The organism is Bradyrhizobium erythrophlei, assembly GCF_900129425.1.
In the GTDB taxonomy this organism is placed as follows: Bacteria; Pseudomonadota; Alphaproteobacteria; order Rhizobiales; family Xanthobacteraceae; genus Bradyrhizobium; species Bradyrhizobium erythrophlei_C.
Genome location: NZ_LT670817.1, coordinates 791,227 through 808,228 on the forward strand (window position 1 = coordinate 791,227; position 17,002 = coordinate 808,228).

The following is a 17,002-nucleotide window of genomic DNA, read 5'->3' on the forward strand; positions in this document are numbered from 1 at the left end:
CATTCGCGTCGACCCTCCCCCTCCAGGGGAGGGTAAGTTGCGTGGACCACGCCAGCCGGCGCCGCCACCCGTCATTGACGCACTGCGAAGATTTCGCCTAATAATCCCGCTTTAGCGCTGGCCGTCAGCGCCTCCCTCCATCAGGTCGCAGTTCCATGAACAAGGTCTACCCGGACGCCAAATCGGCCCTCGCGGGCATTCTCAAGGACGGCATGACGATCATGTCCGGCGGCTTCGGGCTGTGCGGCATCGCCGAGACCCTGTCGGATGCGATCCGCGACTCCGGGGTGAAGAACCTGACGGTGATTTCCAACAATGCCGGCGTCGACGGTATCGGGCTCAGCCGGCTGCTGGAGACCCACCAGATCAAGAAGATGATCTCGTCCTATGTCGGCGAAAACAAGCTGTTCGCGCAGCAGTACCTCGCCGGCGAGCTGGAACTCGAATTCAACCCGCAGGGCACGCTGGCCGAGCGCATCCGCGCCGGCGGCGCCGGGATTCCGGCGTTCTACACCAAGACCGGCGTCGGCACCCTGATCGCCGAGGGCAAGGAAGTGAAGGAATTCGACGGCGAGAAATACATCATGGAGCGCGGGCTGGTCGCCGACCTCGCCATCGTGCACGCCTGGAAGGGCGATACCGCGGGGAACCTCGTCTACCGCAAGACCGCGCGCAATTTCAATCCGATGATGGCGACGGCGGCGAAGGTCACGGTGGCCGAGGTCGAGCACCTGGTGCCGGCCGGCGAGATCAATCCGGATCACATCCATACGCCCGGCATTTTCGTCAAACGCATGATCGAAGTCGGCACCGGCCACAAGCGCATCGAATTCCGTAACACCCGCAAGCGCACGGACGCGGTTGCCGCAGCCGGAACTGGAGAGGAAGTCTGATGGCCTGGACCCGCGAACAGATGGCGGCCCGCGCCGCGAAAGAGCTGCGCGACGGCTATTACGTCAACCTCGGCATCGGCATCCCGACGCTGGTGTCGAACTTTATCCCCGACGGCATCGATGTCAGCCTGCAGAGCGAGAACGGCATGCTCGGCATGGGGCCGTTTCCCTACGAGGGCGAAGAAGACGCCGACCTCATCAACGCCGGCAAGCAGACCGTGAGCGAATTGCCGTCGACCAGCTATTTCTCGAGCGCCGAATCCTTCGGCATGGTGCGCGGCGGGCATATCGACCTGTCGATCCTGGGCGCGATGCAGGTGGCGCAGAACGGCGATCTCGCCAACTGGATGATCCCGGGCAAGATGGTCAAGGGGATGGGCGGCGCGATGGACCTGGTCGCCGGCGTCAAGCGCGTCGTGGTCGTGATGGAGCATTCCGCCAAGGACGGCCCGAAGCTCCTGAAAAAGTGCAGCCTGCCGCTGACCGGCGAAAAGGTCGTCGACCTCGTGGTCACGGATCTCGCGGTCTTCACCATCGACAAGCACGGCAAGGACGGCATGGCGCTGATCGAACTCGCCGACGGCGTCACGCTCGACGAGGTCAAGGCGAAGACCGAAGCCGAGTTTCGTGTGGCGCTGAAGAACGCATGAGTTGATTCTCTATTCCGTCATGGCCGGGCTTCGCCCCGGCCATCCACGTCTTTCTTGACGCGGTACCCTTAAGACGTGGATGCCCGGCACAAGGCCGGGCATGACGATGGAGGGTCCGTTGTCGGGTGGGTAAAACCGCGCGCTTCGCGCCATCAGGCCTGCGCGGTGGCGACTTCCTCCAGTCCGCGGTTGCGCGGCTCGACGCCCCAGGCCCACACCACCACGATCTGAACGACCACAAGGCCGATCATCAGCCAGACCACGCCCGGCAGTTGGTAGGACGCCATCAGGGCACCGACGATGAAGGGCGAGACCACGGTGGCGCCGCGTCCGAGCGTGTTGCAGATACCGTTGGCGCGCAGCCTGATCTCGGTCGGAAACAGTTCCGGCGTATAGACGCCGAACAGGATCGCGGTCTGCACATAGATCGCGAGGATCAGCACGAAGCCGATGCTCAGCACGATCGCCGGATCGGACGCCGCGTTGAAGCGGGCATAGATGTAGCCGCTGGCGATGGTGACGACCGAGGCACCGATGATGCTCCAGCGCCGTCCGATGGCGTCGGACAGATAGGCGCCGAGCGCACAGCCGACCAGCGATGCCGCCGACAACACCAGCGTATAGGCCAGCGAATTGGCGATGGTCAGTCCCTGGCGCAGGAAGAACTGCGGCAGGAAGATCACGAAGCCGAAGATCAGGGTGTTGATGGTGATCAGCACCCAGCAGCCCACGATCAGGCGTTGCAGCAGCGGCGGCTTCAGCATGTCGGCTGCGGTGACCTGGGCGACCGGAGCCGGCACCACCACCGGCGGCAGGGTTCCGCCTGCCGCGGATTCCTTTTCGATCGCCTGCATCACGGATTCGGCCTCCGCGGTGCGGCCCTGCGATTCAAGCCAGCGCGGCGATTCCGGAAGGTTCTTGCGCAGATACCAGATGATCAGTGAGCCGACGCCGGCAATGACGAACATCGGGCGCCATCCCCAGGCCGGGATAATCAGATAGCCGAGCAAGGCGGTCACCGGGAAGCCGCACACCGTCAGGAACGCCAGCATCGACAGCCAGCGCCCGCGCGACTTCGGCGGAACGAACTCGGTCAGGGTCGAATAGCCGACCACGATTTCGGCGCCAAGGCCGAGACCCTGCACGAAGCGGCAGACGATCAGTTGATTCATGTCCTGCGAGAAGGCCGCCGCCAGCGAGGCCAGCCCGAAAATCAGCAGATTGATCTGGTAAGTGAAGCGCCGCCCCATCTTGTCGCCGACAAATCCGGTAATCAGCGCACCCAGCGTCATGCCGACAAAGGTCAGCGAGATGAATTGCAGGTTTTGCGGCACGGTCGAGAATTTGCTCTGCACCGCCGACGCCAGCACGCCGCCGGCGATATAGAGATCGTATCCGTCGAAAAACATGCCGGCGCCGACCAGCCAGAAAATCCGGTAGTGAAACGACGAGATCGGTAGCCGGTCGAGACGCGCGCCGGCGTTGACTGCGTGAGACATATCAAGTTTCCCCCTTTTTGATTTTCGAATACGGCGCCGGTCTTCTCTGGACGCGGTGTGGCCGTTCGCTGTTGGTTAGTTCAATCGTCGTTGCGTCGCCGTGTCGCGGTACCAGTCGAACGGCTGGTCGTGTGTGGCGACCATCACGCTCTTGGTCCTGAAGTGATCGTCAAAACTTTCGCTGCCGAATTCGCGCCCGACGCCGGAGTCGTCGACGCCGCCCCAGGGCGAGGCCGGATCGAGCCGGTGATGGTCGTTGATCCAGACGATGCCGGCCTTGACGGCGGAGGCGACCCGATGCGCGCGGCCGATGTCGCGGGTCCGGATCGCGGCCGCAAGGCCGAACGGCGAATCATTGGCGAGGCGCAGCGCGTCTTGCTCGTCCTTGAACGGCGTCACCGAGGTGAAGGGTCCGAACACTTCTTCCTGGAAGATGCGCATGTCGGACTTCACGTCGGCGAACACCGTCGGCTGCACGAAGTAGCCGTTCTCATGGCCGGGCACGTTTGCCGCGGCGCCGCCGGCGACCAGCCGGGCGCCGTCCTCGCGGCCATACCGGCAATAGGACAGCACGCGGTCGCGCTGCCGCGCCGAGATCACCGGCCCGAGTTGGGTTGCGGGATCGAAGGGATCGCCGATGCGAATGGTTTCCGTCTTCGCCTTCAGCTTGGCGACGAACTCGTCGTAAATCGATGCCTGCACCAGATGGCGCGAGGCGCAGACGCAGGTCTGGCCGGCGCCGATGAAGGCGCCGAACGCCGCATAGCTGACGGCCTGGTCGACGTCGAAATCACTGAACACCATCACCGGCGTCTTGCCGCCGAGCTCCATGGTCTGGTGCGCGAACACTTTCGCGGCGGCCGCGCCGGCGATGCGGCCGGCCTCGGTGCCGCCGGTCAGCACCAGCTTGTTGATATCGGGATGCTCGGCCAGGATCTTGCCGGTGGTCTGGCCGAGGCCGAGCACGACGTTGAACACGCCCGGCGGCAGGCCGGCCTCGGTAAAGATCTGCGCCAGTTTCAGCGTGGTCAGCGGGGTATATTCCGACGGTTTGACGACCGTGACGCAGCCGCTCGCCAAAACCGCGGCCAGCGACTTGCACATGATCATCAGCGGATGGTTGAACGGCGTGCAGTTGGCGACGATGCCGATCGGGGTGCGCAGGGTATAGTTCAGATAGGAGCCTTCGACGGGAATGACCGCGTCGCGCCGCGACAGCGCGAGCCCGGCGAAATAGCGGAAAAAGTCCGGCAGCCGCGACAGCTGGGCGCGGGTCTCGTTGAGCGGCCGGCCGTTGTTGAGCGTCTCCAGCCGGTACAGCGTTTCCAGATTGGCCTCGAAGGCGTCGGCGAGACGATTGACCAGCCGCGCGCGGGCGCGAATGTCCATGCCGCCCCAGGCGCGGCCTTCGAACGCGGCCCGCGCGCTTTTCATCGCGCGATCGACATCGTCCGCGGTCGAATTCGGAATTCGCGCGATGACATCGCCGGTGGCGGGGTTGCGGACGTCCAGCATCTCGGCGGTGCCGGCCTCGATCTCGCGGCCGTCGACGAAATTGCCGTGGATTTCGACCTCGATGCCGGTGGGTTTGGCGGAAATATTCAAGCGTCTCTTCCTTCCACGATGATCGCGTTGCGCTTGAGCGCCGGCAGCACGCGTTTTTCGGTTTGACTGATATGGGCCTTGATGATGCGCGCCGCGCCGCGCCCGTCGCGGCGCTGCATCGCCTCGATCAGCGCGACATGCTCGGCCACCAGCTGGGTCGGATCGTGGCCGCGCACATTGGCGACGCTCACGCGCACCAGGCGGTCGGCTTGTCCGATCAGGTCGCACAGCGCCGCCGCCATGCGGCGGTTGCCGGACGCATGCGCCAGCGCGGAGTGAAAGGCGCGGTTGTAGGTGATGAAGTCCTCGTGGTTGCCTTCGAACAACCTGTATTCGTCGAGCGCCTTGAGGATATCGGCGGACGCATGCTCGATCGCCTCGGCGACACAGGCCGGCTCCAGCGCCAGCCGGAACCGGAGCAGGTCGCGTGCGTCGGCAAGCGAGATCGGGTTGACGCGATAGCCCTGACGCGGCTGCACGGTGACGAGATGCTCGCGCTCGAGCCGGAGCAGGGCTTCGCGCACCGGCTGGCGGCTGACGGCATAGCGCTCGGCGAGCTCCTGCTCACGCATATCATCGCCCGGCGCGAGGCGGCAGGTCAGGATATCAGAGCGGAGGTTTTCGTAGACGTTATCGCGCAAAAGCATCAGAATTCCCTTGAATTCGGCGGTAATCTGGCAGCCGTGAAATATCACGTCAAGTGACAAAGGCTTGAAAAGGCTGAAATTTGATTTATCAATCGGGAGCACACCGACCCCGATCGCTGCCAGCGGAGGTGGTTTCCCAACCTTGAAAGAAAGACCGGCATGGACAGACTTTTCGCCAACGGCGCGGTCAATGCGGGCCAATCCGGCAACGGACCGCCGCTGTTTCTGTTTCATTCGCTGCTGTCGGACCGGGCCAGTTTCGACGCCATCGTCCCGGACTTGTCGCGATCGTTCCGGGTGATCGTTCCGGAATTGCCGGGTTTTGGCGGGTCACAGACCGTCAGCGGCGGTCTCGTGGAGGTCGCCGACCGCATGGCCGAGGCCGTGCGGGATGGCGCCGGCGGCGACGCGGCGATCGTGCTCGGCAACGGCTATGGCGGGTTCGTCGCGCTGCAGATGGCCATTCGCCATCCGAAGCTTGCCAGCAAACTCATCCTCGCCGATTGCGGCGCCGCGTTTTCGCAAGCCGGCCGCGAGGCCTTCCGCAACATGGCGGAGGCTTCGAAGGCCAAGGGACTCGCCGCGATCACCGACGTCGCGATGCGCCGGCTGTTCGCCCGGGCGTTTCAGGAACAGCATCCGGACCTGATGCGCGACCGCCGCGAGGCATTTTTGCGAACCGACCCCGAGGTGTTCCGCGCCGCCTGCAACGCGCTGGCCGAACTCGATCTCCGGCCCGACCTCGGAAAGGTCACGGTTCCCGTCCTCGTGCTGGTCGGCGAACACGACGAGGCGACGCCGCCGCCAATGTCGCACGAACTCGCCGCGGGCCTGCCGAACGCGCATCTCGAGATTATTCAGGGCTGCGCCCACGTCCCGCAGCTGCAATCGCCCAAGCTCTTTCTGGATGCGATCGGAGATTTTTTGCGGGGCTAGGACGCCTCGTGTCCCGGACGCGGTGCGGCGCCTCTTCGCGCTGCGGTGCAGAGCCGGGACCCGTCATACGCACCACGCCGCAAGACATAGCGCGTCTTAGACGCGCGTGAACGCGCTGATGGCGCTGCGCTGCATCCGCGGCACGATGCCCTCTCCACGCGCAATGCTGGTAGCGAGTTTGCGGAGACGCCCCCCACCCCCGACCTCGAGAGCGAGCTTCGCTCGCCTCGGACCCCGCCACTCGCTTCGCTCGCGGGAGGAGGGGAGCGCACTGTCGGTGACCGCAACAATCCCACTCCTCAACCCTCCTTCCACAAGGAGAGAGGGAGCCGAGCGGAGTTTGGAGAAAACAGCTCGCAAAACGAGTTCGAATGCAGCCCCACCGACATCTCTTTCTGCTCCCCTCCCCCCGCGCAGCGGTGGGGAGGGGTCGGGGGTGGGGGGCTTCCGCGCTCAATGCTGGCAGCGAGCTCGCAGAGCCCTACGCCCGCGCCGTCGCCTGCGAAAACACCACTTCGATCAGCGTACCCGAATGCGCGGCGGTCTTGATGTGGAATTGCGCGCGGTTGGCTTCGACCAGCGCCTTGGTCAGGGAAAGGCTGACGCCGGAACTGTCGGAGGCCTGGTCCGACGGCGGATGGGTGCGGAACGGCTCCATGGCGGCGGCGACCTCGTTGTCGTTGAGCCCGTGGCCGGTATCGCGCACCCTTAAGACCACCTCGCCGAAATCCGACAGCGCGGTGGAGACGATGACCTGGCCGCCGGCATTGGCGAGATGGATCGAGTTGCCGATCAGGTTCAGCGTGATCTGGCGCAGCGCGCGGGCGTCGGCGATGACAGGCGGCAGCGCGTGCGCCAGCGATGTCCGGATGATGATGCGTTCGCGGTTGGCCCGCGGCTGCATCACCGCGACGCAATTCTCGACGAGGTCGTTGAGGTTCTGGCTGGCGAAGCTGAGGTCGAGCTTGCCGGTCTCGATCCGCGAGAGATCGAGCAGGTCGTTGATGATGGCGATCACGCGCTCGCCGGAAGCGCGGATATCCTTCATGTATTCGGCATAACGCTCGTTGCCGAGCGCGCCGAGCCGTTCGCCGATCATCACTTCGGCAAAGCCGATGATGGCGTTGAGCGGCGTGCGGACCTCGTGGCTGATCCGCGCCAGCATGTCGGCCCTGGCGTTCGCCGCGCGATCGGCCAGCCGCCGCGCCTGCACCAGTTCGCTCTCGCTCTTTTTTGTCTGCGACAGATCGCGAAACACCGCGAAGAAATTCGGACCGTCGGGCCTCGTCCTTCCCATCGTCATCGACAGCGGGATCAGGCCGCCCCCGCGCACCCGGCCCAGCGCGTCCCGGCCGGGCTCGAGGCTGGCGACGCCGGCGCCCTTGATGCTCTCGAGATAATCCAGCACCGCGCGCTGGCTCTCCGGCGCGAACAACTCGGCGAGATTGCGTTGCACCAGCTCGGCGCCGTCGTAGCCGAACAGCGCTTCGGCGCTGCGGTTGCACGAATTGAGGTTGCCGCCGGCGTCGAACATCACGATGCCTTCGGCCGTGGTGTCGAGGATGGCGCCGAGTTCTTCGGCATTGGCGTGGCCGACGGGCGACGGTGGCTCGGACGGTGGCTCCGGCGCAGGGATCGCTTCGGCAATCGCCGCGGCGATGTCGACGCCTTCCGCCCGCGCTGCCGAACAAATCAGGGCCAGCGCGGAATCGTCGTCCCATGTGATCGTGTAAAGCCGCGCGTCGGTCGGCGACGCCGGCGCGTGTTCCGGCGAAGCCTGGGTCGCGGAAATCGTCACCGGCGTGCCGGTGTCCGATGTGCTGCTGGCGGTGGAGACGCCGGGCTCGACAAAGAGCGCGTCGAGACCGCCGGCTTCCTCCAGCACCTGAAGGCTCGGATAGCCCATCCGCTGGAGAAAGGCCGGGTTGGCATAGAGCAGCCGGTCCAGCCGGTAAATCAGGACGCCCACCGGAAGCAGATCGAGCAGCGTCCGGTCGCGCCGGGTTTCGCCGCGCGCGGGCGGCTCGGGATGCACCAGCCATTCCGGTTGGTCGCTGACCGCTTCGGGAGCATCCGGCGCGGCGGGCTGATCGATAATTGTTTCGGTCGCGTCGGCTCGCGCTGTGGTCACGGGGGTGTCGCCGTCTTCGCTGTCGAGCCGCGCCGCCAATTGCCGGGCGAGTTCGTCGAAGGCGTTGCTTTCAACCGGCGTCAGGGCCGGCGATTTCGCGTCGCCGATCGGCCGGAACGGCAGCACGTTCTGCAATGTTTCCTTCAATGTTTCCTTGGGCGTTTCCTTGGGCGTTTCCACGGCTGTTTCCAAATCGGTTTGCGGTGAAGTCTCAACAGCAATCGGGTCAAGCGATTCACGGGTATTGAACGAAACAACATCAGGGTCTGCGGACGAGTCCGCGGCAAAGGAGGCTTTGGCCGTATTGGCCTGCACGATGTCGGCCGAAAGCGTTTGCGGCGGCGGCTCGCTGAACAATTCAAAGCGGCGCAACGCGGCGAGCCGCGCCAAGCCGTCGAGGTCGCGGCAGACGCCAAAGCCCCGATAGCCGGCAAAATTTCGTGCCCGATCATAGATCGGCAGCCCCGACAATTCCACCGGCAATCGGCCGCAGCCATCGACCGGCCAGTCCAAGGTGACGCCGCTCCAGGTATTGCGCGTTGCAACCGCCTTGACGACGCGCCCGTCGGGATCGAGCCCGAATACCTCGGCGATTTCGCTCCACAGCCGGCCGAAGCCCGCGGCGGTGCGCATGCCGATCAGGCGGGTGAATTCATCCGAGCCTAGCGAGAAGCGGCCTTCGGCATCCATCTGCCACATGAACCGCAGCGGGTGCCGGCGCGTATTCGGCGCGGGCTCGTCGAGCCATGACGGCGCCTTGATGGGCTCGGATGCGAGTACCGGTGAGGTGGACGCCTCGCCCTCCGCTGGCGGCTCCGTCACGGGCGGAGCTAACGGCTCGTCGGCAACCGCTTCGATCGGCTCATCGGCGACCGCTTCGACATAGGGCGAAGGCTCGTTCTGATGAACGTCGGTTTCAGGCGGCGCCTCCGGGATCGAATGTTCGACAACCGCCGCCGCGGGCGATGCCGCGAACTCGTCGATCAGCGCGAACTCGGCGGGGGCCTCGCCTGAAATGGCGGGCTGTTCAGAGTAGGGCATCGGCTGATCCTCCACCGGAGCGACCGGTTGCGGCGCCGGTTCGGCCGATGCGGCTTCCGGCAATGCCGATATAGTATGCCGGGCGTGCGCGGCCTGCGTCGCGCCAGGCGCGATCAGCGCAACCAGGCCGACATCCGCGCCGCTGCCGACGCGCTGCAGCACCAGGTGATCGATGCCGATCCGGGTCTCGACCCGGCCCTGCTTCAGCGCATCGCTGCGCGCTTGCTCAAGCCCGGCCTCGGCGAGATTGCGAAAACCGAACAGCCAGCGCGCGGCCTCGCTGGCGCCGACGAGCGTGCCATCGCGGGCGAACGCCGCGATCGGGGTATCGATGCCTTCGACCAGCCGTTGCAACCGCTCGACCAGCGGCATCGCGCGGCCGACCGGTTCGGCGGCCACAATCAGAATGCCGTGGCTGCCATCGGCAAAATCAAGCCGCGCGCAGGCACAGGTCGCGAGCATGCCGAGCGGAGCACCGAAGCCGCGCAGCCGCTCCAGCCGGATCGGGCCGATCGCCGGCAGCCTCCCTGCGAGTCGCGCCACCTGGCGCCGGTGCGGATCCGCCGGGCCGAAAAGCTTCCGGGTGAGCGCTGCGCCATTGGCGGCGCCGAACCGTTTCGCGCCGACCGGATTGGCCCACAGAACCCGCGTGCCGTCGGCCGACCAAAGCCATGCCGGGAGGGGGCTCGTTGCATGCACCGCCAGTCGCGGATCGCCTAGGCCTCGCAACTGAAATTCCAAATCATTCATTGCAGTGACATGACAGCACTTTGGCTGGGGCTCGACGATTGGCGGCAGAACTCGGCGGCCAAACGATGACAGCCTTAACGGACCGTTAGTATCGCCCGCGGGAGACGACAGGTCCACGGCTTGACAGAAGCGGAGCGATCAAAGCCTCGATAACGTTAATTCGGTGCAACCGTCGTGAACCCTTGCGCCGGCTTTCGCGTTGGAGTGTCGCAAACGGCGATCGAAGGGTCACGTTGGATCTCCAGTCATATCGGCGAAGCGTCTTGCCCATAGGTTGATGTGGAAGCTCGACTCGAACGGTTTGATTTGGGCGAACCGGCAACCCGGTAGATGGCCGTGGATACAGGATCAGGAGTGGGACCATGAGCGAACAAGCACAGGAGCGTTTCGAGATTCCAAAGGAAATGCGGTCGATGGCCGAAGCAAGTCTGGATCAGGCCCGCAAGGGATTTGAGAAATTCCTCGCCGGCGCACAGCAAACCGCCGGCTCGATCGAGCAACGGGGCGAGACGGTTCGCGCCGGCGCCAGGGACATCAGCTCGAAGGCGATTTCCTGCGCCGAAAAGAACGTGCAGGCCTCGCTGGACCATGCGCAGGCCCTGCTGCAGGCCAAGGATCTGACCGAAGTGATGCGGCTGCACAGCCAATATGTGCAAGCGCAAATGCGGTCGCTGGCCGAGCAGGCCAGCGAAATGGGCCAGATTGTCAGCCGTGCGGCGATGGATGCCGCCAAGCCGAGAAGCTGAAGGTTCCAGGACTACCGAGGGTTTCAAAGCTGGAACGCGCATCCAGGCCGGGTCTGCCATGCGGCGTCGCACCTTAAATTGCGGTGCGTTGCACAAAATTGCCACACTGTGGGTATCTCGTGTCGGTTGCCCGAGGAAGGGCATTTCCCGCTACGTGATCCGCGTCGACGCTCTCGGATTCGCTTTCCGGGCGCGCCAGGGGTCACATCTCACCCCCAGTTGCGAAGGATACATTGCATGGCAAGTCCGTCCGACCCGTTCTCCTCTTCCGTGATCCCGTTCGAAGTCCCCGAGCAGATGCGTGCGTTCGCCGAAAAGGGCGTTTCGCAGGCACGTGACAACTACGCCAGGTTCAAGGACGTCGCCGAGACCCACAACGGCACCATCGAAGCCGTGTTTACGACCGCCAGCAAGGGCGCCAGCGAATACTCCGCCAAGCTGATGGAAATGATGAAAGCCAATACCACCGCGACCCTCGACTTCGCGCAGGCCCTGATCGGCGTGAAATCGCCCTCGGAAGCCATCGAGCTGTGGACCGCGCACACCAGGAAGCAGTTCGAAGCGTTCACCGCCCATTCCAAGGAACTCGCCGAGCTGGCCCAGAAGGTTGCGACGGAAACCGCCGAACCGATCAAGGCCAACGCGTCGAAGCTGTTCAAGCCGGCCGCCTGATCGATCGGCACTCTCGATTGTCTAAAAAAAGCCCGGGCGGTCCGCCCGGGCTTTTTGTTTGGTTGTCGGCATCGACAGGCGACGGTTAAAAAGCTGGGATCGTCGCCCTGGCGGCCAATTGCGCTGGGAGCAGGAGGATCCATAACCGCCGGCAGCCGTTGTTTCTCCGGGCTCCGGCTTCATCGCCTCATCGAAGTTCTCGGCCCCGCGTGGGGCGTGGACGGCGCCCGAAGTCGAGGCCCGCTTGGCCTTGCCAAAGCGGTGCGTTGCACCTAGTTTCCGCCCCGTTCGGCGACCCCTTTTTGGGGCCCGGCAAAGGATGCAGTTGTAGCTCAGTTGGTTAGAGCGCCTGTCTGTGGAACAGGAGGTCGGTGGTTCGAGCCCACCCAACTGTACCAGGCAACATTCTGAAAATACTTGACTTTTTATAGAATGGCTCGGGGCCCAGCATTGCGGCGCCTCTAAAAGGTTCCACTAAGGTTCCAAAAGCGCGCGGTGTGATCTCCTATCGCCCTTGGCTCTCGTACTGCAGCACATGGTTGTTACTCTTCGCGATTGAAGCCGGTCGAACGGGCTCAGCTCGCCGGATGATCACGGACCGAAGGCACCATTCGGGTATATCGCCATGCGGCCGTTCGAGGCGACCCGGAATGTGGCGCGGCGCTGCAGCAGATCGTGGAAAGATTTCACTCGCGAACTGACGCCGCCCCGCGGTTGGCGATGTTTGCTCATAGGTCCGTATTTGTTGAGCCGGTGCTGATCTAGGTGCGCGAGCAGCGCATCGACTTGCGAGGCGTCTAAGGTTTCGAAGTCTGCGCCTACATTAATCCCGCAAGCTTTCAGGATATCGCGGGCGCGCTTCGCCTTTTCGTGTCCTTCATTCATTAGGGTAGTCCCGGGTTGACGAGGCAGCTGCCTTGCCCGCCAAGCATAGGTCAGTTTACCTCATAGTGTTAGCCTGGAAAATCGGACGTTGCGCATACTTGCCTATCGCAATGCCTTTTCGTCATGTCGTGCTGTCAGTCTCAAGCCTGCGGCCATAGCCGGATGGGTACGTCGAATGTCTTGCGTCACCACCAAACGGTCGGTGCTGGCGTAGTCATCGCGTGCCGATACGCTGCGTAGCTCGTCGCGAAGGGACCGGTCGACTGACCGTCCGGCGCATAGCCGCGTCGGCGCGACCACCAGAACCAGCCAGCGCCGCATCTGCCGAACGTTTCCAGCGTGCGGTCCGAATAAAACACCTCGATGCTGATGCCGGTCCAAGGGTGGACGTCGAAGAGCGGCTCACGGTGCGCGCGTTGTCTGGGGTTGGATAGCGCCAGCGGTGCCGTCACGCTGCCCTCTCCGAGGGCTCGGCAAGGGCCAAGCCGCGCAAGTAGTCCGCAGCCTTGGATGCTTGGCTGCACGCCGTGAAAAATGCCCGTTTGTCGGCCTTTAACAGCTCGATCCAATTGGCAATGTAGCCCGCGTTCCGGACGTCACCGTCAAAACCAAATTCTGCGCACAGGAACGCCGCACCCAATTCTGCGATCAGTTCCTCCGCCGCGTAGTTGCGTGAGCCGAAGCGGTTCTTCAAATCTCGATCAAGGCGCGACTTGTGTCCCGACCAATGCGTTAATTCGTGGAATGCCACGTTGTAGAAGTGATCCGCACCCTTGAACCCAGCGAATGCAGGCATCGAGATAAAATCTCGGCTCGGGATGTAGCAGGCTTCGCCGTGGCCCTCCCGGATGTCCGCGCCAGTTGAGTGTAGGAATGCGTCGGCAAGTTCGTCGCGCGCGTCGGGATTGCGAACGCGCATTGGCTTACCGGTGTTGACACTATCGGGAAGGTTTTCGCATTGGTCGACGTTGAAAACCGTATACTCCCGCATCATCGGGACTAGGCGCATTGAAGAGTTATCGTCCGCCCCCTTGTCCTGAACCTGGAGTTGCTTCACGAAATACACCTTCGTGCCGCGCTCGCCCTTGCGCACGTTGCCGCCTAATTCAAGGGCCTGCTTAAATGTGAGAAAGCGCGGCGTGCGATACCCGGCCGCTTGTGCCATCCACAACAGAACGACGTTGCAGCCAGAGTAGGGCCGATTGCTGGCTGCATTGCAGGGGGTATTCGCGCCGGGGGTTGCCGACCATGGCTTAACCCAAGGGGCGGCACCGGCTTCTAAGTCTGCAACAATGCGCGCCGAAACCTCCGCATAGAGATCACGTTTCATAGCCTGCCTCGCTGTTATGGCTGACGCGACCGGGATTGGCCGCGTGCCATAGCCGCGTTGGGCAAGGGTCTCAGTTGGGCGTCAGGCTAAGGGCGCAATTCTACCCGGGGGGTAGCCTGGACTGGCCCCCCGGTCTCGCGCGCGCGAGACGGGGCTGAGAAATATCCCCGGGTGAAAAAGCGATGTTAAGAAAGTATTAAGGTTTGACGGAAGCGCACTATCGTCATTTGATCTCAGAACGAACCCACGATCGGACTGTACCGCGGCGAGACAGCACGATGAAAAAACCAAGCAAAACAGGTGCCGAACTTGAAACCTCTATCAAGGTAGAAATGGAGGATATCTGCGATTGGCCGACCAATATGGCGATTTCCGTTCAGCCTGATGGCGCCAGTTGGCAGGTGGCAGTTATGCAAGAAGGGTCAGAAGACGATGCCGATCGTCGCAAAATGGTAGAGCAAATCGCTGCGCGGCTCAGAACCGAATATGACTTGAAGGGCTGACCTCGCCATGCCTGCTCATGTCGCCAACGCTCCATTAGGACGGTGACACCGTTCAATACCCGGACCAAATCGAGAGGTATTGGCAATGCAGCTTGCCCCACTCACATTCAAATCAATCAGGGCGCGAGCAGTAGTGCTCAAGCTGAAGCGTCCGGTTGTCGCCCGGATTGCAACCATCACCGACTGGCCGCTAATCCTAATCGACCTCATCACCGAAGAAGGCATCGTCGGGCGGAGCTATCTTGAGCCCTACACTATCAAGGCGATGAGATATCTGATCCCGGCCCTGCAAGATTTCGGCGCTATGCTAAAGGGGCGGCGCGTCGCACCGGTCGAACTCTACGATCTTGCACGCAAGTCGCTGCACTTTGTGGGATATCAAGGGCTTTCCATGATCGCGGTGTCCGGGCTGGATATGGCGGCCTGGGATGCCCTGGCAAAGGCGGGTGGCGTGCCGCTTTGCGTCCTGCTGGGCGGTTCGGTAGGACCAGTCAAGGCCTACAACAGCAACGGATTGTGGCTTCAGGCACCGGACGTAGTGGCAGCGGACGCGATCGCGTTGCGCGAGGAAGGAGGCTTCACCGCGCTGAAGCTGCGGCTTGGCCGTGATCGGGCGAGCGACGATTTGGCCACCATTCATGCCATCAGGGCTGTCGTCGGCGATGACATGGAGCTGATGGCCGACTTCAACCAGGGCTTAAATCTTGGAGAAGCTCTGCAGCGGTGTCACATGATTGATGACGAGGGTCTCGCGTGGGTCGAGGAGCCGATCGTTTACGACAATCTCGATGGTTACGCGCAGTTGACCGCCGAGCTAAAGACCCCGATCCAGATAGGCGAGAATTTCTATGGCCCCCGCGATCTGCACACCGCGCTGCAGAGAAAGGCGTGTGACCTTGTCATGCCGGATTTCATGCGTATTGGCGGCGTGACCGGTTGGTTAAGGGCATCGGCCATTGCGGGTGCAGGGGGCGTACCGATGTCCACTCATCTTTACCCGGAGGTGGCCGCGCACGTGATGCGCGTCACCGAAACCGCGCATTGGTTGGAATGGCAGGACTGGGCCGATCCCGTTTTACAGAAACCCTATGAAATTCGTGACGGATTGCTGCACATTCCTGACGTGCCGGGCGTTGGCCTTGAGTGGAATGAGGAAGCGGTCGCGGCTAGCCAAGCCAATCTGTAGGTTCATCACCTCGTAGCAAGGTGCCACGGTAAGACCGAGCATCAAGGTGACGGTGGGCCTGTGCCTCGGAAGCGGATAGTGTGGTCGATTTTAGAGGGTTACGTCACGGCGGTATGTTTTGCCCGCCATTGGCAGATCGCCGAGGGACAACGCGCGGGCCCCAGATGATGAGCGGTAGAGTGACAAGATAGTCCTCGAACCCAACGATAGGCCTATTTCGGCCCGCCACTTTGTCGGCCGACCCGTCGCCCAACGAGATTAGTCACGGTCTCAAAGGAAAAATGCGCTGGCATTTCCACTGACTAATCATGTAATGTTTAGGGATGGGATACGATGGGATACTTTGTCGCGCTTGCGATGCCTGATAATCAGTTTCCAGTCTTTGAAGTAGCCTTGGAGATGCGCCGTCGAAAATGGGAGTGGCGCGTCAGTACGTCCAAAGGGGATGTGGTCATGCAGGGCTCGGAAAGTAGCCGACCCGCTGCCAATTACAAAGCTAACAGGGCACTCTTCCTGCTGTTGCTCTCCGCGCCGTATCGATCGAGCCGACTGAGCACGCCTCCGCAGCCCAGAACACAGAGCGGCGCGAGTTAGAACCGCTTACAGCTGTTGCGCCCGTTAGCGCGGGTGCCGAGCAGTATATCGGTAACTTCCGAACAAACGGTTTGCTCAAAAAGGATCGGCGCCCGGGGCATAATCGTCACCTTCGGCCACTGCCAAGCGTCCTGTGTTGATCTCGTCAATACGGACGCATGTACAAAGATTAATTGAAACCTAAAATATCTGGGTATAGAGATAAACCTTCAAAAGGGGCGCGCGCTCATTTAGTCGCGCCTCTTTTCGTTTACACGCTACCATCTGCGGCCAGAACCGAATGATATCTTCTTCCAATAGGATTGCTCTGTTCATCGATGGCGCAAATCTCCACGCGACCGCCAAGACGCTGGGTTTCGACATCGACTACAAGCGCCTGCTCAGGGAATTCCAGAGCCGCGGAATCCTGCTACGCGCGTTCTATTACACCGCGATCATTGAGGATCAGGAATTTTCATCGATCCGTCCCTTGATCGACTGGCTCGATTACAACGGCTATACCGTCGTCACCAAGGCGACCAAGGAATTCATCGACCCCAGCGGGCGCCGCAAGGTCAAGGGCAACATGGACATCGAGCTTGCGGTCGATGCCATGGAAATCGCCGAGCACGTCGACCAGATCGTACTATTTTCGGGCGACGGCGATTTCCGTTCGCTGGTCGAGGCGGTGCAACGCCGCGGTGTCCGGGTCACTGTGGTCTCGACGATTTCGAGCCATCCGCCGTTGATCGCCGACGAGTTGCGGCGCCAAGCCGACGTCTTCACCGATCTGGTCGAGCTGCAATCCAAGCTCGGCCGCGATCCGTCCGAGCGTCCGGCTCCGCGCGAGCCGCGTCATCACGCGCCCCAATTCCTGCAGCGCCCGACTAAGACACCGCCGAGGGGCGATGACGACGACGATCGCGACAATTCCGACGATCGATAGAGCTGCCTT

At 62.7% G+C, this 17,002-nt stretch carries 14 protein-coding genes and 1 tRNA gene; 9 read left to right on the forward strand and 6 right to left on the reverse strand.

Annotation, left to right across the window (positions count from 1 at the left end; translation table 11 throughout):
• Nucleotides 1–155 precede the first annotated feature (155 nt).
• Nucleotides 156–893 (forward strand): CoA transferase subunit A, encoded by a 738-nt coding sequence (locus tag B5527_RS03850; protein WP_079600096.1) that lies wholly within the window; start codon nt 156–158, stop codon nt 891–893.
• Nucleotides 893–1,543 carry a 3-oxoacid CoA-transferase subunit B gene (locus tag B5527_RS03855; protein ID WP_079600097.1) on the forward strand — a complete coding sequence of 217 codons (651 nt, stop codon included), beginning with the start codon at nt 893–895 and terminating at the stop codon, nt 1,541–1,543. The genes B5527_RS03850 and B5527_RS03855 overlap by 1 nt, the downstream gene beginning before the upstream one ends.
• A 152-nt stretch (nt 1,544–1,695) precedes the next feature.
• Here B5527_RS03855 and B5527_RS03860 read toward each other — a convergent pair whose 3' ends face one another.
• From B5527_RS03860 to B5527_RS03870, 3 genes are all read right to left on the reverse strand, one after another.
• Entirely contained in the window at nt 1,696–3,042 is a 1,347-nt protein-coding gene (locus tag B5527_RS03860; RefSeq protein WP_079600098.1) for an MFS transporter, read from the reverse strand.
• A 75-nt stretch (nt 3,043–3,117) separates the two neighbouring features.
• Complete coding sequence (locus B5527_RS03865; protein WP_079600099.1) at nt 3,118–4,647, reverse strand: aldehyde dehydrogenase; 1,530 nt, start codon at nt 4,645–4,647, stop codon at nt 3,118–3,120.
• Nucleotides 4,644–5,294, reverse strand: a complete 651-nt coding sequence (locus tag B5527_RS03870; RefSeq protein ID WP_079607047.1) for a GntR family transcriptional regulator — start codon at nt 5,292–5,294, stop codon at nt 4,644–4,646. The genes B5527_RS03865 and B5527_RS03870 overlap by 4 nt, the downstream gene beginning before the upstream one ends.
• A 159-nt stretch (nt 5,295–5,453) precedes the next feature.
• On the opposite strand from B5527_RS03870, the gene B5527_RS03875 reads away from it, so the two are divergent.
• Complete coding sequence (locus tag B5527_RS03875) at nt 5,454–6,230, forward strand: alpha/beta fold hydrolase (protein WP_079600100.1); 777 nt, start codon at nt 5,454–5,456, stop codon at nt 6,228–6,230.
• 481 nt (nt 6,231–6,711) lie between these two features.
• Here the strand turns inward: B5527_RS03875 and B5527_RS03885 are convergent, their stop codons facing one another.
• Nucleotides 6,712–10,152 carry a PAS domain-containing protein gene (locus B5527_RS03885; RefSeq protein ID WP_079600102.1) on the reverse strand — a complete coding sequence of 1,147 codons (3,441 nt, stop codon included), beginning with the start codon at nt 10,150–10,152 and terminating at the stop codon, nt 6,712–6,714.
• A gap of 362 nt (nt 10,153–10,514) precedes the next feature.
• Here B5527_RS03885 and B5527_RS03890 point away from each other — a divergent pair, with 362 nt between their 5' ends.
• The 3 genes from B5527_RS03890 to B5527_RS03900 all read left to right on the forward strand — a co-directional run bounded on the left by B5527_RS03890 (nt 10,515) and on the right by B5527_RS03900 (nt 11,968).
• Nucleotides 10,515–10,898 carry a phasin gene (locus B5527_RS03890; RefSeq protein WP_079600103.1) on the forward strand — a complete coding sequence of 128 codons (384 nt, stop codon included), beginning with the start codon at nt 10,515–10,517 and terminating at the stop codon, nt 10,896–10,898.
• Nucleotides 10,899–11,135: 237 nt separating this feature from the next.
• Nucleotides 11,136–11,570, forward strand: coding sequence for a phasin (locus B5527_RS03895; protein ID WP_079600104.1), 435 nt, complete (start codon nt 11,136–11,138; stop codon nt 11,568–11,570).
• A 321-nt stretch (nt 11,571–11,891) separates the two neighbouring features.
• Nucleotides 11,892–11,968 (forward strand) — tRNA-His (locus B5527_RS03900).
• A 672-nt stretch (nt 11,969–12,640) separates the two neighbouring features.
• Here B5527_RS03900 and B5527_RS03910 read toward each other — a convergent pair.
• Nucleotides 12,641–12,907 (reverse strand): hypothetical protein, encoded by a 267-nt coding sequence (locus B5527_RS03910; RefSeq protein WP_079600106.1) that lies wholly within the window; start codon nt 12,905–12,907, stop codon nt 12,641–12,643.
• The gene (locus B5527_RS03915) at nt 12,904–13,785 is read right to left on the reverse strand and encodes an ArdC family protein (protein ID WP_154071992.1); all 882 of its coding nucleotides are present in this window, start codon (nt 13,783–13,785) and stop codon (nt 12,904–12,906) included. Before B5527_RS03915 ends, B5527_RS03910 begins: the two co-directional genes overlap by 4 nt.
• A gap of 278 nt (nt 13,786–14,063) precedes the next feature.
• Here B5527_RS03915 and B5527_RS03920 point away from each other — a divergent pair, with 278 nt between their 5' ends.
• The 3 genes from B5527_RS03920 (at nt 14,064) to B5527_RS03930 (ending at nt 16,993) form a co-directional block, all read left to right on the forward strand.
• Nucleotides 14,064–14,288 (forward strand): hypothetical protein, encoded by a 225-nt coding sequence (locus B5527_RS03920; protein WP_079600108.1) that lies wholly within the window; start codon nt 14,064–14,066, stop codon nt 14,286–14,288.
• A 133-nt stretch (nt 14,289–14,421) separates the two neighbouring features.
• The gene (locus B5527_RS03925; RefSeq protein WP_245332491.1) at nt 14,422–15,474 is read left to right on the forward strand and encodes an enolase C-terminal domain-like protein; all 1,053 of its coding nucleotides are present in this window, start codon (nt 14,422–14,424) and stop codon (nt 15,472–15,474) included.
• An 874-nt stretch (nt 15,475–16,348) separates the two neighbouring features.
• Nucleotides 16,349–16,993: an NYN domain-containing protein gene (locus B5527_RS03930; protein WP_079600110.1), complete on the forward strand. Its 645-nt coding sequence runs from the start codon at nt 16,349–16,351 to the stop codon at nt 16,991–16,993.
• Nucleotides 16,994–17,002: the final 9 nt, after the last annotated feature.

Excerpts from the sequence above, each read along its gene's own strand:
- B5527_RS03850 (WP_079600096.1), top strand. The coding sequence starts at position 156 with ATGAACAAGGTCTACCCGGACGCCAAATCGGCCCTCGCGGGCATTCTC.
- B5527_RS03875 (WP_079600100.1), top strand. The coding sequence starts at position 5,454 with ATGGACAGACTTTTCGCCAACGGCGCGGTCAATGCGGGCCAATCCGGC.
- B5527_RS03915 (WP_154071992.1), bottom strand. The coding sequence starts at position 13,785 with ATGAAACGTGATCTCTATGCGGAGGTTTCGGCGCGCATTGTTGCAGAC.
- B5527_RS03930 (WP_079600110.1), top strand. The coding sequence starts at position 16,349 with ATGATATCTTCTTCCAATAGGATTGCTCTGTTCATCGATGGCGCAAAT.
- B5527_RS03860 (WP_079600098.1), bottom strand. The coding sequence starts at position 3,042 with ATGTCTCACGCAGTCAACGCCGGCGCGCGTCTCGACCGGCTACCGATC.
- B5527_RS03890 (WP_079600103.1), top strand. The coding sequence starts at position 10,515 with ATGAGCGAACAAGCACAGGAGCGTTTCGAGATTCCAAAGGAAATGCGG.
- B5527_RS03870 (WP_079607047.1), bottom strand. The coding sequence starts at position 5,294 with ATGCTTTTGCGCGATAACGTCTACGAAAACCTCCGCTCTGATATCCTG.
- B5527_RS03920 (WP_079600108.1), top strand. The coding sequence starts at position 14,064 with ATGAAAAAACCAAGCAAAACAGGTGCCGAACTTGAAACCTCTATCAAG.
- B5527_RS03885 (WP_079600102.1), bottom strand. The coding sequence starts at position 10,152 with ATGAATGATTTGGAATTTCAGTTGCGAGGCCTAGGCGATCCGCGACTG.
- B5527_RS03855 (WP_079600097.1), top strand. The coding sequence starts at position 893 with ATGGCCTGGACCCGCGAACAGATGGCGGCCCGCGCCGCGAAAGAGCTG.
- B5527_RS03895 (WP_079600104.1), top strand. The coding sequence starts at position 11,136 with ATGGCAAGTCCGTCCGACCCGTTCTCCTCTTCCGTGATCCCGTTCGAA.